Here is a 16,735-nt window from a genome sequence, read left to right on the forward strand (position 1 = left end):
TACGAACAGGACCATCATGTCAGATCAAAGACAACAAAACCTGACACGGTTGCGCGAAGACGCTGCGTTTGACGTGGTGGTGATCGGCGGGGGTGTGAACGGAATAGGGGTCTATCGTGAACTTGCTTTGCAGGGGCTTCGGGTGTTGCTGGTCGAGCGGAACGATTTCGCCTCGGGGTGCAGCGCGGCCCCATCGCGGATGATCCACGGCGGCTTGCGATACCTTGAAAACGGTGAATTCGATCTGGTGCGAGAATCCCTGCGGGAACGCGATGCTTTGCTGCGGAACGCTCCGCATATGGTGCGGCCCTTGCCCACGGTCATTCCGATTACTTCGGTCTTTTCGGGCGTGTTAAATGCAGCGGCAAGCTTTGTCGGTTGGCAGGGCAAGCCCTCGAGCCGTGGGGCGGTGCCGATCAAACTTGGTTTGACGCTTTATGATTGGGTCACACGCAAGCGGCGTATCCTGCCAAAGCATCACTTCAATAGTGCAAACCGGACCCGCTCGGACTGGCCCGAATTGACGACCAAGGCCACGCGGTCGGCAGTGTATTTCGATGCGCAGATCACCCATCCGGAGCGGCTTTGCGTTGAGATGATCCGAGACATGCAGGCTGCGGCTCCGGCCTGTGTCGCCCTGAACTATGCGGAAATGACGCGGGACGGCGAAACCTACTCCGTCACGGATCGGCGCAGCGGCAAAAATCTACCGGTTGAGCCCAAAGTGATCGTGAACGCAACCGGTGCGTGGCTTGACGATACTGTGCAAGCCTTTGGCGACGGCGCGAACGAAAAAATGGTCTCGGGGACCAAAGGCTCGCACCTGATCATCGACAACCCGACCCTTGTGCAGGCGCTTGGCGGGCATATGGTCTATTTCGAAAACACCGACGGGCGGGTCTGTATTGTGTTCCCGTATCAAGGCAAGGTGCTGGCAGGCTCCACCGATATCCGTGTCGACAAGGCTGCGCGTGTGCGGTGCGAACCCGAGGAATTCGACTACATCCTCGGTTCGCTTCGGCTGGTTTTCCCAGGGGTTGAGATCAAGGCCGATCAGGTGGTGTTCAGCTATAGCGGCATCCGCCCGTTACCACGCAGTGATCAGGATTACACCGGCCGGATTTCGCGCGGCCACTACACGCGGCGTCTGGGTGGGAAAATTCCGCAGTTCTGCATGATTGGTGGAAAATGGACAACTTTCCGCGCCTTCGGCGAGCAAACCGGTGATGAGGTTCTGGCCGAGCTCGGCACGACACGCCGGGCGTCCACCCTTGGGCTGGCCATCGGCGGCGGTGTTCAGTTTCCCGATGACCCGATCACTTTGCTAAACCGGTTGGTGGATGAATTTCACGTCACGCAGGACCGGGCGCAGCACCTGATTGGACACTATGGCAGTCAGGCCGACGATGTTGCGCTGTTCTGTCAATCGTTTTTGGACACACCCCTGATTGTCGACTGCCCTTACACCGTGGCCGAGATCATCTGGCTGATGCACACCGAGTTTGTCGAGACACTGTCCGACATCGTTCTGCGCCGCACCGCGCTGGCTATAACAGGCCAGGTTTCCGAAGAATTGCTGGACCGGCTGGGTCGCATCTTTGTCGAAGAACGCCAGCTTAGCCCGCAAGAAATCACCGATCAGAAAGAAACTCTGATCCATGAATTGTCCGAGTTCTTTGGCGTCTCAGCCGCAACTCTGACCGCACGAAACAAGGAACGGAGTACAGAATGCGTGTAAGCACCAAAGCCCGGATGAACCGGATGTTTAACAACGGTGGATGCCTGGACGTCGCAATCGACCACGGGGTTTGCAACGAGCCCAGCTTCATGGTTGGGCTTGAGAATATGGCAGGGGTCATGGACACGCTCATCGGGGCCAAGCCGGATGCGATCCAATGCGCCTATGGGCAGGCTGATCTGTTGCAGTCACGACCCGAAAAAGACAAACCCGCGCTTGTAATGCGGATCGACATGGGCAACCCCTATAATGATCAGCGGCATCGGGTGATGTGGTCGATGCTGCAAAACGCCGACGAGCCACTCATCGGCGCGCTTGAGATGGATGCAGCGGCCGTGGTCGTCAACCTGTTCATGTTGCCTGATGAACCTGAGCTTTTCCGCCAGTGTGTCGAGAATATCAGCCGGGTTCGCGCGGCTTGTGACAAATACGGAATGCCGCTGATGATTGAGCCTCTGGTCATGCTGCCCAACGATGTTCGCGGCGGCTATCAGGTGGACGGCAATGCCGAGAAGATTGTGACGCTGGTGCGTTTGGCCTCGGAAATGGGGGTCGACATCATCAAGGCTGATCCGACAGAGAACCCAGAAGATTTTCATCGGGTCATCGAGGCCGCGAGTGTGCCGGTTCTGGTGCGTGGCGGCGGCAAGGAAGACCTGAAGAATGTGTTGATGAAATCAGCGGCCCTGATGGCGCAGGGCGCGCAAGGGATGGTCTATGGCCGCAACATCTATCAGCATGACAATCCGAAGGCGGTTGTGGCGACTTTGATGGCGATGATCCACAACGGGGCGGGCGGCGAAGAAGCATGGGACATTTATAACTGTGGCTAAAACCGATACATATTGGGGCTGGATGCTGGAAACACGGTCATCAAGGCTTTGCTCTTCGACTTGCAGGGGCGCCCCGTTGCGATGCAGGCATTGGACGGTCAATCCACGATCCCGCAACCGGGGCATGTGGAACGCGACCTGAATGAGTTGTGGGTCAATGCGCGGCAGGTGATTACCAGCTGCATCGACACTGCCGATATTGACGCAGCCGACATCATAGGTGTTGGGTGCGCAGGCCACGGCAACGGACTTTATCTGCTGGACAAAGCAGGCGAAGCCTTGCTGGGCATTCAATTTCTGGATACCCGTGCTGCAGGGCTGGCCGAAGAATTTTCCGACGCGGAAGGTGATGCTCTGCACAGCTTGTGCCTGCAAAAGCCCTGGCCGTCACAGACGCCTGTTCTATTGGCTTGGATCAAACGTCACCGGCCCGAGATCTATGCCCAGACCGGTACGGTTATGCTGTGCAAGGACTTTATTACTTACAAGCTGACCGGTGAGCGCATCAGCGATATCTCGGACATGTCAGGCTGTGGTCTGACGCGTATGCCCGACTGCACCTATGACGATGGTCTATTGGCGGTATATGGGCTGAGTGATGCAAGTGAGATGCTGCCCCGCCTGATAGACCCGGTTGAAATTGCCGGAACCGTCAGCGCCGAAGCTGCGGTTGCAACAGGGCTTGTCGCGGGCACACCGGTGATCGGGGGCTTTTTTGACGTCGTCTCCAGCGCAATGGGCTCAGGTGTTGTGCGCGCGGGTGAGGCTTCAATCATCGCAGGCACATGGAGCATCAATCAGGTGTTTTCGGACGCGCCTGCTGTCAATGATGACCTGTTCATGGTGTCTGGCTTTGGGTCGAAACGGTTCGTGAATATCGAGTCCAGCGCCACATCAGCTGCCAATCTGGAATGGTACGTTCGCGAATTCGTCGAACGCGGCGCACATCACGACGACCCTTTCGGTTACTGCAACGCCAAGGTGGCCGAGGTCCAGCCGGTTGCAGATGATCCGTTCTTTCATCCGTTCCTTTATGGTTCGGGGCAGAGGGCGTCTTTCAGGGGTGGTTTCTATGGCGTTGCTGGTTGGCATGGCGAAGGCCACATGCTGCGCGCGTTATTCGAAGGCGTTTTGTTCGAGCACCGACGTCATATCGAGGTTTTGAAGGCTGCGGGCGTCAGCTTCGATCAGGCAGTTCTTTCGGGCGGCGGGTCGCGCAGCCCGGTCTGGCCGCAGATGTTCGCCGATTGTCTTGGCGTCCCTATCTACCTGGCCGAGGCACAAGAAACCGGTGCCTTAGGTGCGGCCATCGGTGTGTCGGTGGCGACCGGCGCATATGGTTCATATGAAGAGGCGATTGGCCAGATGACCCGTCGCAAATCCGAGTTCCTGCCGAATTCGGCCATGCAATCGCATTACGACCTGCGTTACACACAATACCTTGCGCTGATTGAAGCGATGCGCGGGTTTTGGGAGACTTCACAGAATTCGATCGAAAGGCAGCAAAGATGAAAGCCGTGGGATTTCTGAAATCGCTTCCTATTGAAGCCGCCGATAGTCTGTTGGACGTCAATCTGCCCGAACCAATCACGCAGCCCAACGATCTGCTGGTCGAGATCGAGGCGATCTCGGTAAATCCGGCGGATGCCAAGCGCCGCATTCGAACAGCCGCTGAACAGGACCACTCCGAGCCGTTCATTCTGGGATATGACGCTGTGGGTATTGTTCGTGACATTGGCGCAGAGGTCTCCGGTTTTTCCAAAGGCGACCGGGTCTGGTATGCGGGTGACGTCAATCGTCCTGGTTCCTACGCCGCGTTTCAAGCCGTCGACCATCGTATTGCCGCGTTGGCTCCGAGTTCAGTTAGACCACAAGCGGCGGCGTCTTTGCCTCTGGTTTCACTGACGGCTTGGGAGATGTTGTTTGAGCGACTGCAAGTGCCGACAAACGAAACGCCTTCAAGCTTGTTGGTCATTGGAGGGGCCGGAGGGGTCGGATCGATAACTCTCCAACTGGCGCGCAAGCTGACCGGACTGCACCTGATCGCGACCGCCTCACGTCCGGAAACGGTTGAATGGTGCCGGGAAATGGGTACCCATCAGACGGTCAACCACAACGATCTGATTGCCCAAGTTCGGACGGCAGGGCACAAAAACGTGGACTACATCACCCAGTACGCCGACACCGCGCAGCATTGGAACGCAATGTGTGAACTCATTGCGCCGCAAGGCCGGATTGGGACCATAGTAGAGACAAGCGAAAAGCTGGACATCTCGGCCCTACAGGGTAAGTCCGCCGCGCTGATGTGGGAGCTGATGTTCACACGATCCCTATTCGGCACAGCAGATATGGCGCGCCAAGGGCGGATTTTGTCGCGTGTCGCCCGTCTGGTTGATGATGGCATCATCCGGACAACCGAACAAAAAACACTTCATGGCTTGTCAGCGGCCACGATTAAAGAAGCCCACGCGATCATTGAATCTGGCCGCATGATCGGCAAACTCGTCGTCGCATATTAATCAGAAAGACCAATACTCCATGACAGACGTCCGGAAACTTGATGGGGATTACGACCATATCATAGTCGGCGCGGGCACGGCCGGGTGCGTTCTGGCCAATCGCCTGACAGAAAACCCCAAAACGCGGGTGCTGTTGCTCGAGGCCGGCGGCTCAGACAATTACCACTGGGTGCATATACCGGTGGGATATCTTTATTGCATTGGCAACCCGCGCACGGACTGGATGATGAAAACTGCGCCCGAGCCGGGCTTGAACGGACGTTCGCTGGTTTATCCGCGTGGCAAGGTGCTGGGGGGATGCACCTCGGTCAACGGCATGATCTATATGCGCGGACAGGCGGCGGACTACGATCATTGGCGGCAGCTGGGCAATGCCGGATGGGGTTGGGATGACGTGTTGCCCTATTTCCTGAAATCCGAGGATCACCATGCCGGGCCCGCAGACATGCATGGGCACGGAGGGGAATGGAAGGTCTCGAAACAGCGCTTGGAATGGGACATTCTGAAAGCCGCGCAGGAGGGCGCTAAGGAATTTGGCATCCAACCGCGCGCAGATTTCAACGATGGCAGCAACGAGGGGACCGGGTTTTTCGAGGTCAATCAACGCAACGGTGTGCGTTGGAACACGGCCAAAGGTTTTTTGCGCCCAGCGATGAAACGGCCCAACTTGCGCGTTCTCACCCATGCTGAAACCGAGACACTGTTGTTCGACGGCAAGCAGGTGACGGGCGTGCGCTACGTGCACAAGGGCGTTCAATATGACGCCTATGCCGGGTCCGAGGTCTTGCTGGCGGCGGGCGCGATCAACACGCCTAAAATTCTGGAATTGTCAGGCGTAGGCCGGGGCGATGTGCTGTCTGAACATGGCATCGTCTTGCATCACGAAAGTCAGGGCGTCGGGCAGAACCTGCAGGACCATTTGCAAATCCGCACAGTATTCAAGGTCCGGAACGCAAAAACCCTGAACACGATGGCGAATTCTCTGCTCGGGAAAGCAAAAATTGCATTGCAATACGGCCTGACGCAATCCGGGCCAATGTCGATGGCCCCCAGCCAATTTGGGATGTTCACAAAATCCAATCCCGATCTGGCCACACCCGACCTGGAATACCATGTGCAACCGCTGTCCACCGACAAGTTGGGTGATCCACTGCACCCGTTCCCGGCGATTACCGTTTCGGTCTGCAACTTGCGACCTGAAAGTGTGGGCACTTGCCATATTCAGTCGAAAGACATCGAAGCACAGCCTGATATTCGCTTGAACTACCTGTCGACAGAAAACGACAAACGCGTTGCAGCGAAATCCGTGCGACAGGCGCGGAAGATTATGACGGCGAACGCTCTGAAATCCTATCAGCCTGAAGAAATCTTGCCCGGCCCGGCGATGGAGACAGAGGAAGACCTTGTGAAAGGTGTAGGTGATATCGCTACGACTATTTTCCACCCTGTCGGTACTTGCAAAATGGGCTCGGATGCATCAGCTGTGGTCGGCGCGGATCTCAGGGTGCATGGACTGTCGGGATTACGGGTGATTGACGCATCTATCATGCCAAAAATCGTATCCGGCAATACAGCTTCACCGGTTGTGATGATTGCAGAGAAAGCGGCGGACATGATCCGCAAAAGAACCTGATAAGCGACTGATATCGAGCGCAACTATTTCGAACTTCCGATTCATTGTACAAATTGGTTGAGGATCACACGTCCCCTTTTTCCTTACGGATTTTTCTCAGGGGCTCAGAGACAGGTATGCCAAGAGCGGTTTTGCGTTTGAGCACGGCAAAGCGCATCTCGATCTCCGCCACCTGCCTGTCGCGTCCCGCACCATGAGACTCTGTGCCAACAGTTTCAACCAACGCATATAGTCTCGACGCGGTACCAGCGGTGATATACGCTCCATCGTCGCTCGTTGACTTCGAAATCAGATAGCGCAAATGAAAACAGGGAGGTGTCTAGGAAACTAGCGGTTCCTCAGGGCAACTTGGCAATCTCCGCGCCGGGAAACAATTCGGCATTGGTGTTGCGACAGGGGAAAGAGCCCTTCACCCTGTCGCGTAAGCGGTCGATGGAACAACTTATTCGTTCAGAATTTGATGCTGCCTTTGATGAAGGTGATGTTGATGCGCTTGTTGTCTGAGAAACGACCCTGATAGCCGATCTGAATGGCCTTTTTGCCTTTAGTAAAGAACGTCACACCCGCCTCAACATTGGCGAACAGGTGTCGACGCCTGTCGAGTTGGTGAAATGCGGCCCATCGCCAAGGCGCGCTGTCACGGTTGTGTCCGTATTGTTGGAATAGTCGCCCCGATTTTCCCGTATGCACGCAGTGCCAGCGTCTCGCTGATCTGCCGATCCCGACCAAACTCCAGTGCAGGGCTGAGCGAGAAATAGGTCTTACTGTTGTTGTCCACGGACAGCCCGGTTGTTGAAGTCCCGGATTCCGTGAAACCGTCACGTTTCACGCCCGTCAGGTTCACATTCAGCATCGGTTTGAGATAACCGGTGCTGTGTTCAATCAAATATGCGTCCCGCAACTGTGCCGACAGATATTCGACGTCGTACTTAGATGTGTTCGATGCGTTCAGGCCGCCGAAAGTGACGGCGCGCGTCGCGTCGAAATCACCCACACCGCCCGAGATAGCCCCGGACAGAGCCAACCGCGCCAACGTGTGTTTCAGGTTGGGGCAACTGAGTAAGAGGCAAAGTCACTGTCGACACTGGATGTTGAAGTGATATTGCCGGATTCGTAAGCCAGAGCAAATCCGGCAAACCAATCCGGCCGGAACTCAAGCTGGCCACTAACACTGATCCCGTAAGAGCGGCTGTTTTAACCGATTGAATCAGAAGTGCCATTTTGGTCAAACTGCCGGATCCGCGGGCGTTCTCAGATGCAGTTGTCTTCCGAGATGGCGGCGTATTCCACGCCGGTCACCTGCCACGAAGACAGCTGATTGGTGAAGTTCTGCGCGTTCAGTAGTGCGGTAGTTTCACTTTTTAGAAACCCTTCTGCACCGAGCTGATCACACGTCTCTTTTAGTTCGCCCGCGCTGGAAACCTCGCTAAGCAAGGCATTGGTTACCAGAGCAAAGCCCTCGTCCCTGCCTTCAAAGGCTGTATCAATCGCATTGGCGGTACTCTGTTGGTTGCCGTTCAGCCCGGCACAGGGTATGGCGAAGTTTACGTTGGCAGCCAAGACCACATCGTTCGCTTTGGAAAACTGCAGCTCGGCCGGAAGGACTGGGCTAAGTGTCTAGCCATTCAGCGTCACACCCTCGTTCGTCGTGCCGCCTGCGGCGGACAAAATCGTGAATTGCTGGGTGCAGCCCGATCCGCTCGGCACGTTGACGCCAACAGCACCGTCCAGAGTAGCGGTTTCTGTAACGTTCAAGCGGTCCGCGGCACCTGTATCAAGGTCGAGGTCAGCGGCGAAACTGCTGCTTTCCCCTTGCACCAGCTGGTCCGTAACGGTTGTGGTTGCGATCGATTCCCGCCCGCCCGGAGAAAGCACCCCGTCATTGGTCAGGGTGTTACCGGCACCTCCGAATACGCCAGATCCGCATTGCGATGAAAGGACGACCTCACCCGACATTTCTAACACGTTCCCTGTACCAGAATCCGAGGAAAAACGTACAGCCGAACTTTCACCCGTGCCACCCTGAACGGTAGTCTCAGTGAAAGAGACTGTGAACGTATTGAAGGTTGAACCAGCTACTCGAACACTGCTTGCGTTACTCCCTTCAGTCGTGATGCTGCCGCGGATCGCAGTGTCGCTGCGGTCGGAATTTGAAACCTTGATCCCGTTTGCCTCAGCACCACAGGTCAAGATTTCGCGCGTCGTCTCGATTTCAACCGAACCAGCGCCGCCATTTTCTATTTCGATCCTGGATGAATCCGAACCGGTTTCTAAGATGCCCGACGCTGAAGAAACAGAGATTTTGTTGACCGTTGACGCATTGGTCGCCTGAACCAAAATACCTTCGGCCTGAGTGCCTTTCGTTCGAATGGTATTCGAAGCCTTAATTTCGATATCTCCGCTGCCTATGTTTTTTTGCAATAAGCCCCCTGGTACGGTTCCCGGTGGTTTCAATCTCACCTGTATTGGCGAAAACAACGTCACCGGAGTCAAAAATCTTGGACGCCTCAATTCCAGTCGAATCTGTTCCTGCAGTGCTGATTGTTCCACCAGACCGGATTGTCAGATTGCCATTGCCGTTAGGACTGATGCCAACAATGCCATTAGACCTATCTGCCAGTGTAGCGATATTATCTTCTGAAGTTATTGTCGTATCACCGCCCGCTACGTTCAAAACGACTATCCCAGCCGACTGAATGTTTCTCGTCGAGATATTCCCGGAGTTATTGATCTCAATGCCATCAGCGTTTTGGTCGCGGACAATAATTCCAACCGCATTGTCACCGGTTGTAGTGATGTTCCCAGTTGAAGATATTATGACGTTGTTGCTGGATGTCGATGCCACATTGCAAGTCGACACCATTTGCCAAGTTTGGATAAGGCTGCACTGGGGGCAGTTTCAATCCATCACGATTCCAGAATGTCGGTGAGATCGCTGCAGTCTCGAAAGTCAATGAAAACCTGCATATTAGTGTTGCCGACTATGCCGCATCAACCCGCGCACGGACGACGATCATCTGCGGTGTGAACCCGTATTATTCTGCAAAAACAGATTCGTTCGGATGCCGATTGGTGGCCGTCTGATCCATTGGGGCGATATTCGGCACTATGTATTGGCCCAAAAAGTCGGCGCAGCACGCGCAAACGGGTTACGTCAGGTCGACGGGCCCCTAGGTGGTTTTCGGGATCCTGACGGTTATTGCGCGACAGCAAAAGGTGCAGCCGTTCTGGGTTATGATTGTAGATGGGAAATCCACCTGAGCCAGATTGCATTGGTCAATGAGGTCATATCCCCATCTGACACCGAGGTGTCCAAGGCTCAACGCATTCTTATTGCCACGTCCCATGCCGAAGCATCCGGGAAAGGGGCTGCGTCCTTGGACGGCCTGCTGATCGATTACGCTTCGATCCGTCAGGCAGAAGTGTTGGTCGAAAGAACCAGCCAGATGGCGACAGCATAAGCCATCGTAACCCCATCGGTCGCAGGGCCGTCCGGTTCCCGCACTTCGGCGTGTACGGTTGTGGTCGGAAAAGTTCGGTCGCGATAGCCTCTGCGACCAGACACGCGGACTTGTTCCTTGCTTTCATTCCTGTGATCGGTTCAAACTAAGCCCTCGCCAATTGATGTTCGGCTGCCCTAAAGACGAAGCGGGTCTAATAAGGGGCTATCGCGCTGATAAAGAACAACAAGATCTCGTCGAATGTTAGCACCCACAGACAAATCGAAGACCGAACAGCAAATAGCTTTCGAGATTTTTGTTCAGGCGGAATTTGCCTATCTGGAGCTGTCATCCATCATTGCAGTTTTGCAGACGGCAAATGATGTTCTCAACCGCGATCTTTTTCGGTGGCAGATTACGTCGGACACGCCCGGTCTGGTGTCCAGCAGTTCAGACCTGATTGTGCGGGCAACGCCTGCCATCTCTGACCAGTATCTGAGCGACTGCCTGTGTGTTGTGGGCGGTCAGTTGGGAGATGTCAGCACATGGCTGCGACGCGTCCGGGCAATGCAAAAACACAAACGACCGGTTGCTTTGTTTTCGGACGCGGCACGCGAATATATCAAGGCGACAGTGCAACAATCCGGGCCGGTCACGGCACATTGGCGCGACATTGGTTTGCTGCGTGAGATTGGGGATTTCCCCATGCTTTCTGAAAGTCTTGTTGCCCGAAATGGAACAGTGCTGACTTGCGCCGGGTACGGTCATACCGCGGAGGCGATCATCGGCATTCTGGCTGAGGTTCTTGAGCCTCAGGACAGGGCTGAACTGGCCTGTCAATTGATGCTGAACGACGTTCGGGGCCACGCGCAAGAGCAACCCAAAGGTCTGAGCGCGAACCCGAATTTCCTGGAAAAGCGGCTGCAAAACGCGATCCGCATCATGGAAGAAAACACCGAACACCCGTTGCCAACGGCCAGTCTTGCCCGCCGCGTGGGCGTATCCACCCGGCAGTTAGAGCGTCAGTTCATGCTGCACCTGAGCACATCGCCCGGAAAATTTTATAGAAAGATCAGGTTGAAAAAGGCGTTTACCCTGGTCTCGAACTCGCAAATGCCGATCATTGATATCGCCATTGCTTGCGGTTTTGCGTCAACCTCTACGCTTGCCCAGACATTCAAGGCCGAATACGGCAAAACACCAAAACAACTGCGGCGCACGGAGTGACCATTATACGGCCTCCGAAAGTTTGGCAGGTTATGCTGAGGGGCCAAGGGTCTTATCTGCATCGCAAAGACGGTAGACATTCACCTTCCTTGAACGTCCTTTGACAGTGAATTCGCCACAGTCGATCAGATGAAAAGCCGGGCTGATCAGTCGCGCTGTGGCATCGCTGATCAAAATCCTGGTTTGCTCGTCACTTGGCAGTTCGCCTACCAGGGTTTCGATCCGGGCGCAGGTATTCACCGTGTCGCCGATCACCGTGTAATTCATCCTGTCGACGGCCCCGATATTGCCGACAATCAGCGGCCCGGTGTGCACCGCGATTTTGACGCCGTACTCGACGCTAGCCTCAGCCAGAGATCGCTTGATTGCCATTGCGGCCCGGCAGGCGCGCTCGGCATGATCCGTCTGGTCCTGGGGTGCGCCCCAGAACGCCATCGCCGCGTCGCCGATGTATTTGTCGAGCGTTCCGCCCTCGGCTTCGATACAGCGGTTCAGGATTTCGAAATGCCGGTTCAGCATTGCTGCCGTGGCTTGTGGCGTCATGGCCTCGGATGCGGGTGTGAACCCCACGATGTCGGCGAACATGACGGTCAGTTCGACTTCGCGCGGCAACACAAGGTTAGGGTCTCCGGTCTTTAGCATTTGCCGTACAAGGGTTCGGGGCAAATAAGTTTCAAACCAGCGCAGCCCGTCGAGCATCTTGTTGAAGGCAACAGCCTGAAGGTTCAGTTCTGAGACCCGAGAGGGGGGCAGGTGGTCGATCTGGTTTAGATTCAGCTCGCTGATTTTGATGGCTTCTTCGGTCGACCTGTGAATGGGTGCCGCCAATCGTCTTGCCAACACAAGCGCCGCAATGACCGAAGCGATCAGCAAACCAAGACTGACCAGGGCGGCATCACTCAGCCGGGACCATTGGTTGCTCCAATCGCTCAGCGGAGAATACTGCCCGATCACCCACGGCTCAGATCCGAAGCCGTTGACGATGCTTGTCAAAACCAGGTGTTCTCCGTCCAGCGCCTCGACCACATATCCGACAAATGTTCCATCGTTGCCCTGAAACTCGGGTGGCTGCGTCAGCATTTGTGAAATTACCGCGTCATCAAGTGCTGCGACCGAATGCAAGGGGGCGTTTGAGCTTAACGTGTTGGCAGACAGGTTCAGCAATTTGGGATGGGCCAGAACGCGGTTGTCACCGTACAGAACAAAACCGGTTGCCCCGTATTTCCCACTTAACTCGTCGACCAGGCCCGAGAAATGGTGAACGGTAGAAGATACGAGCACGGCCCCGAGGAAAATACCGTCTTTATAGGCAGGTACAGTCGCTGAGATATGTGTCCGGCCCTGGTCAAAGAAGGGTTCGTTCCAGAACAAACCATCATATCCTTTAACATCTTTAAGATACTGAAGCGTGCCTGCAGCCGGAGGCTCGTATGACGTTATTAAACGTGGCCCCTCAACATCGGTGATATGTGTTGAAATGAACAGGCTGCCGTCAGGATACACGATGGCAAGATCTGTCAGATACGGGACTGAAGCCACCACGCCTTTGAAGTAGGCTTTCAGAAAATCGGTGTCATGCAGATCGACTTCGCCAGTGCTTGCGTCTTCCTGCAGGGACTGTGCCAGTTCCTCGATCGGTGTCGTCAGGCTAAAGATATCGTCTTCGATGGATTCGACGATCATCGCGGCAGACGTATTCAACAGTTCCGTCGTGTTCTGAAAATTGGCATAAGTCGAAACCAACAGAACTGCGCCAGCCGATATTGCCACCAGTCCGCCAATGGTCAGCGCCAGCAGAGTGGAAATTCGGATTTTCAACCTTGTCTGGCGGTTGCTTTGCGCCCGGGCGCTTTTGTCGATCACGCCAGTGTGCTGCGTATGCTTGTCTTCGTTGACCATCTTTGAACGATATTTAGCTTGGCGACCCGTTACAACGCCTCGTTGATGTCTGAGGCGGGATCACCGCTAGCCAAGATAGGCACGCAGGCTTGGCGGCGGGTTGTCAAAGAGTTTCGCTGTCTGAACGGGCGCATGCACCGTTTCGTCTGCAACAAGTACGGTTTGGTCGGCAATACGGCGTGCATCCTGCGGATCGTGGCTGACCATCAACAGGGTCGTTTCGGTTTCGGCCACCAGATCGGCCACCAAATCCAGCATTTCGGCTTTCAAGGCTGGCCCAAGGGCTGCAAACGGTTCGTCCAAAAGCAACAGTTCGCGCCGCTGCACAAGTACGCGGGCCAGGGCAACCCGGCTTTGCTGTCCTCCGGATAGTTCCGAGGGTTTGCGCGCGCCCATACCATGCAAAGAAACCCTGCCCAGAGCGGACTGAACCTGTGCATCCTCGACCCTTGACAGCCGACCATTTGGGCGCAGGCCCAGGGCGATGTTTTGTTCAGCCGTCAGATGCGGAAACAGGTTTCCGTCTTGAAACAGCATCGCCATAGGGCGCTTACCCGGATGCAAATTGGAAATCTGTTGCCCACCCCAAAAAATCTGACCCTTCTTCAGATCCCGAAATCCGGCGATGGTCTCCAGCAATGTGGACTTGCCTGCACCGGACGGGCCAATAATGGCAATGCTGTTGCCAACCTCGATCTGGATATCGGCGTTTAGGGTGAAATTCCCGTTTTCAATCACGCAGTCGTCAAGCTTCAGCATGCCAGCGCCCTCCTCGGTCCAAAAGCCAGAATGCGCCCATGGACAGCAGCAACAGCAGTAATGCGCCGCCGGCAGCCGCCTGCATCTGATAGGCGCCCATCAGGCGGTAAATTTGCAAGGGTAGGGTCGCGATCTGCGGGTCGGCGAACAGCGCGATCACACCCAGATCACCCATCGACAGGGCAGCCCCAAGACCAGCGGCGAACCCGATCTGCGGACGCATGCGTGGTAGCAAGATGCGCGTGAAAAACGTCCATTTTGCCATATCCAATGAAAGCGCGAGACGTCCGTGCCTGGCGGTTATGTCGCGCGCCGCGGGGACCAGAATGCGTAAAGCAAAGGGCAGGGCCATCGCAGCATTTACCAAAGCAGTGACAGGCAGAGCCAATGTCGTCGGGTTTGCCAAAGGCCGGATTAAGATGAACAGGCCCGTACCGATGACCAGTGGTGATGCCGCCAAACCCAAAATGCCACTGAGTTCCACAAGCCCGTACCGGCCGCTCGCGACGGCGGTGGCCATAGGCAAAGCTAGCAAAAGCAGGACTGCAGTACTTGCCGCAGCAACAAGAACCGAGATCAGCGCGGCCCGAAAAACGATTGCGGGCATGTCAAACAATCCGGCAGCTCCCGAAATTACGACTGATGCCAAAGGTAGTAGCAAAAAGACGGCTGCTGCGACGATCCACAATACATCTATTGATGGCGCGCCCCCGTCCCAGCGGCGCAAGGCGCGATCAAGACCTGTTCCGAAACCGTCCCCCCGCGAAAACTTCAGCGCCACCAAAGCGGTCGCAGCTGTCAGGGCAAGTTGCAGGGCGGATAACAAGGCGGCGCGGCCCAGGTCAAAATCGTAGGTGAAGGCCTGATAGATTGCCAGTTCGATCGTTGTGGCCCTTGGCCCTCCGCCCAAGGTGAGGGCGACGGCGAAGCTGGTCAGGCAAATGGCGAAGATTACTGCAAGAACCCCGGGCAGGGTCCGTTTCAGCATGGGCATCTCGATCAGTCGAAACATGGCCATGCCGTTGCATCCCAGTTGTGCGGCCAGGCGAAACCGTTCTGCCGGAATTTCCTGCCAGGCTTGCAACACAAGGCGTGTGGCCAGAGGCAGGTTGAAAAACACATGCGCCAGTACGACGCCATGCAAGCCGTAGATGCGTATGGGCGGCAGGCCGAAAATGCCAAGGAAGTCCGAGATCCACCCCGACCGGCCAAAAACTTGCAGCAGACCCAAAATGGCAACGATGACCGGCAGGATGAAGGGCGCGCCCAAAAGCGCAATTAAAGCTCGTCGGCCGGGGAACCTCCGACGTGCCAAAGCCCGCGCGACCGGCACTGCCAACACCACGCTGAACAATGCGGACAGCGTAGCCTGGGTCAGCGTGAACCGCAGCGCAGCCCAATCGGCGGGACTGAACCCGCCGCTGGTTTCAGCGCGCAGCGCAACCGCCGCAAGGGTGCCCAGAATCAGCGCGGCGACCAGAGCCGCCGCACCGATACCGGGCCATGGGCTTACTGGCTGAGCGCGTTCTGCCATTCTGCCAGGGCCTGATCCCGCACGGCGGCGGCTTCATCGGGAAAGAACAGAAGCGACTTTGCCGGCACTGTCAGGGTGTCGAACCCTTTCGGCAAACCTTCTGCCGGCGTTACGGCTGGGTACATCCAGTTGGTTGTTGGAATGATCTGCTGGAACGCGTCCGAGACCATGAACTGCAGAAACTGATCCGCCAATTCGGCCTGATCTGTTGCGGCCAGCTTTGCCGCAACCTCAACTTGCAGATAGTTGCCCTCGTCAAAGGCGGACGCGGCCTTGCTGTCATCGTCCTCGGCAATCAGGTGATAGGCCGGAGATGTCGTGTAGCTGAGAACCATGTCCGACTCGCCCTCAAGGAACAGGCCGTACGCTTCGGACCAGCCTTTTGTGACCGTCACGATATTGTCGGAAAGACCAGCCCAGATTTCGGGTGCATCATCACCATAGGCCGCTTTAACCCACATCAGCAGACCCAGACCGGGCGTGGACGAGCGAGGGTCCTGGATGATGATCTTGGTGTCGCTGTCCGCCAGCTCCCGGAAGTTCGCAGGCGCTGTCGCATCCGCTTTGTGAACAAAGGCGAAGTAGCCCCAGTCATACGGGGTAAACGTGTCATCGGTCCATTCGATCGGCAGTGCGAAGTCGGCTGAGACAGAATTCGGCGCAAACAGGCCGGTTTCCCGGGCCGCCGCAATCAGGTTGGTGTCCAATCCAAGCACGACGTCCGCGTCAGAGTTTTCCCCCTCAAGCCGGACACGCGACAAAAGCGCGGCACCATCTTCAACGCCAACAAGGTTCAGCTCGCAGTCGCAGACCGCTTCAAAAGCTTCTTTGACCTGCGGGCCGGGGCCCCAGTCGGATACAAAGCTGTCATAGGTGTAAACGGTAAGCTGAGGCTTGTCGGCGGCGATGGCCGAAGTTGCGCTCAGAAGTCCCGCAGCAATTAGCAGATGTTTCATGTCATCCTCCATTGCGGCGAGAGGGCAAGGATGGATGATACCGAAACCCTTCCCTCCGCCGGTTCTAGCCGGTTCAGGTTCTACGGGTTCGCTTGATAAGCATCTCAGCGCGGCAGGCCGTGCTCCCCGAGGTGAGGCCGTCACTAGGGGGGATTGGCTAGAAAGACAACCAAATTCGGTGCCTCAGCGCGGTGCGT

Annotated in this window: 13 protein-coding genes, 2 pseudogenes and 1 riboswitch; of the genes and pseudogenes, 7 read left to right on the forward strand and 8 right to left on the reverse strand. The window is 56.1% G+C overall.

Annotated features, from left to right (window positions below; genetic code table 11):
- Nucleotides 1-16: 16 nt before the first annotated feature.
- Genes DHN12_RS06960 through DHN12_RS06980 form a run of 5 tightly spaced genes read left to right on the forward strand, consistent with a single transcriptional unit; the run spans nt 17 to nt 6,723 of the window.
- Nucleotides 17-1,738 carry a glycerol-3-phosphate dehydrogenase/oxidase gene (locus tag DHN12_RS06960; protein WP_108859536.1) on the forward strand — a complete coding sequence of 574 codons (1,722 nt, stop codon included), beginning with the start codon at nt 17-19 and terminating at the stop codon, nt 1,736-1,738.
- The gene (locus DHN12_RS06965; protein ID WP_108859537.1) at nt 1,729-2,571 is read left to right on the forward strand and encodes a class I fructose-bisphosphate aldolase; all 843 of its coding nucleotides are present in this window, start codon (nt 1,729-1,731) and stop codon (nt 2,569-2,571) included. The genes DHN12_RS06960 and DHN12_RS06965 overlap by 10 nt, the downstream gene beginning before the upstream one ends.
- A gap of 12 nt (nt 2,572-2,583) precedes the next feature.
- Nucleotides 2,584-4,083, forward strand: a complete 1,500-nt coding sequence (locus tag DHN12_RS06970; protein ID WP_108859538.1) for an FGGY-family carbohydrate kinase — start codon at nt 2,584-2,586, stop codon at nt 4,081-4,083.
- Nucleotides 4,080-5,090 carry a zinc-binding alcohol dehydrogenase family protein gene (locus DHN12_RS06975; protein WP_108859539.1) on the forward strand — a complete coding sequence of 337 codons (1,011 nt, stop codon included), beginning with the start codon at nt 4,080-4,082 and terminating at the stop codon, nt 5,088-5,090. The genes DHN12_RS06970 and DHN12_RS06975 overlap by 4 nt, the downstream gene beginning before the upstream one ends.
- Nucleotides 5,091-5,109: 19 nt before the next feature.
- Complete coding sequence (locus DHN12_RS06980; protein WP_108859540.1) at nt 5,110-6,723, forward strand: GMC family oxidoreductase; 1,614 nt, start codon at nt 5,110-5,112, stop codon at nt 6,721-6,723.
- Nucleotides 6,724-6,787: 64 nt separating this feature from the next.
- On the opposite strand, the pseudogene DHN12_RS24750 reads toward DHN12_RS06980, so the two are convergent.
- The 4 genes and pseudogenes from DHN12_RS24750 to DHN12_RS24405 form a co-directional block, all read right to left on the reverse strand.
- Nucleotides 6,788-6,995 (reverse strand): annotated as a pseudogene (locus DHN12_RS24750) (IS5/IS1182 family transposase); the annotation flags it as partial.
- Between the two features lie 365 nt (nt 6,996-7,360).
- A complete protein-coding gene (locus DHN12_RS06990; protein ID WP_159089980.1) occupies nt 7,361-7,756 on the reverse strand; it encodes an autotransporter domain-containing protein in 396 nt (131 codons plus the stop codon).
- Nucleotides 7,757-7,974: 218 nt separating this feature from the next.
- A complete protein-coding gene (locus DHN12_RS07000; RefSeq protein WP_159089981.1) occupies nt 7,975-8,283 on the reverse strand; it encodes a hypothetical protein in 309 nt (102 codons plus the stop codon).
- Between the two features lie 57 nt (nt 8,284-8,340).
- Complete coding sequence (locus DHN12_RS24405; protein ID WP_159089982.1) at nt 8,341-9,273, reverse strand: hypothetical protein; 933 nt, start codon at nt 9,271-9,273, stop codon at nt 8,341-8,343.
- A 366-nt stretch (nt 9,274-9,639) separates the two neighbouring features.
- Between DHN12_RS24405 and DHN12_RS07020 the strand changes: the two are divergent.
- A pseudogene (locus tag DHN12_RS07020) lies at nt 9,640-10,184 on the forward strand (CoA ester lyase); the annotation flags it as partial.
- A gap of 240 nt (nt 10,185-10,424) precedes the next feature.
- A complete protein-coding gene (locus DHN12_RS07025) occupies nt 10,425-11,390 on the forward strand; it encodes a GlxA family transcriptional regulator (protein ID WP_108859547.1) in 966 nt (321 codons plus the stop codon).
- Nucleotides 11,391-11,420: 30 nt separating this feature from the next.
- Here DHN12_RS07025 and DHN12_RS07030 read toward each other — a convergent pair whose 3' ends face one another.
- From DHN12_RS07030 to thiB, 4 genes are all read right to left on the reverse strand, one after another.
- On the reverse strand, nt 11,421-13,289 hold the full coding sequence (locus tag DHN12_RS07030) for an adenylate/guanylate cyclase domain-containing protein (RefSeq protein WP_108859548.1): 1,869 nt from the start codon (nt 13,287-13,289) through the stop codon (nt 11,421-11,423).
- 66 nt (nt 13,290-13,355) lie between these two features.
- Nucleotides 13,356-14,048, reverse strand: coding sequence for an ATP-binding cassette domain-containing protein (locus DHN12_RS07035; protein ID WP_108859549.1), 693 nt, complete (start codon nt 14,046-14,048; stop codon nt 13,356-13,358).
- The gene (locus DHN12_RS07040; RefSeq protein WP_108859550.1) at nt 14,035-15,582 is read right to left on the reverse strand and encodes a thiamine/thiamine pyrophosphate ABC transporter permease ThiP; all 1,548 of its coding nucleotides are present in this window, start codon (nt 15,580-15,582) and stop codon (nt 14,035-14,037) included. The genes DHN12_RS07035 and DHN12_RS07040 overlap by 14 nt, the downstream gene beginning before the upstream one ends.
- Nucleotides 15,558-16,538 carry a thiamine ABC transporter substrate binding subunit gene (thiB, locus tag DHN12_RS07045; protein WP_108859551.1) on the reverse strand — a complete coding sequence of 327 codons (981 nt, stop codon included), beginning with the start codon at nt 16,536-16,538 and terminating at the stop codon, nt 15,558-15,560. The genes DHN12_RS07040 and thiB overlap by 25 nt, the downstream gene beginning before the upstream one ends.
- Nucleotides 16,539-16,571: 33 nt before the next feature.
- Nucleotides 16,572-16,677: riboswitch (TPP riboswitch) on the reverse strand.
- Nucleotides 16,678-16,735: the final 58 nt, after the last annotated feature.

Source organism: Ruegeria sp. Alg231-54 (assembly GCF_900143525.1).
Lineage (GTDB): Bacteria > Pseudomonadota > Alphaproteobacteria > Rhodobacterales > Rhodobacteraceae > Ruegeria.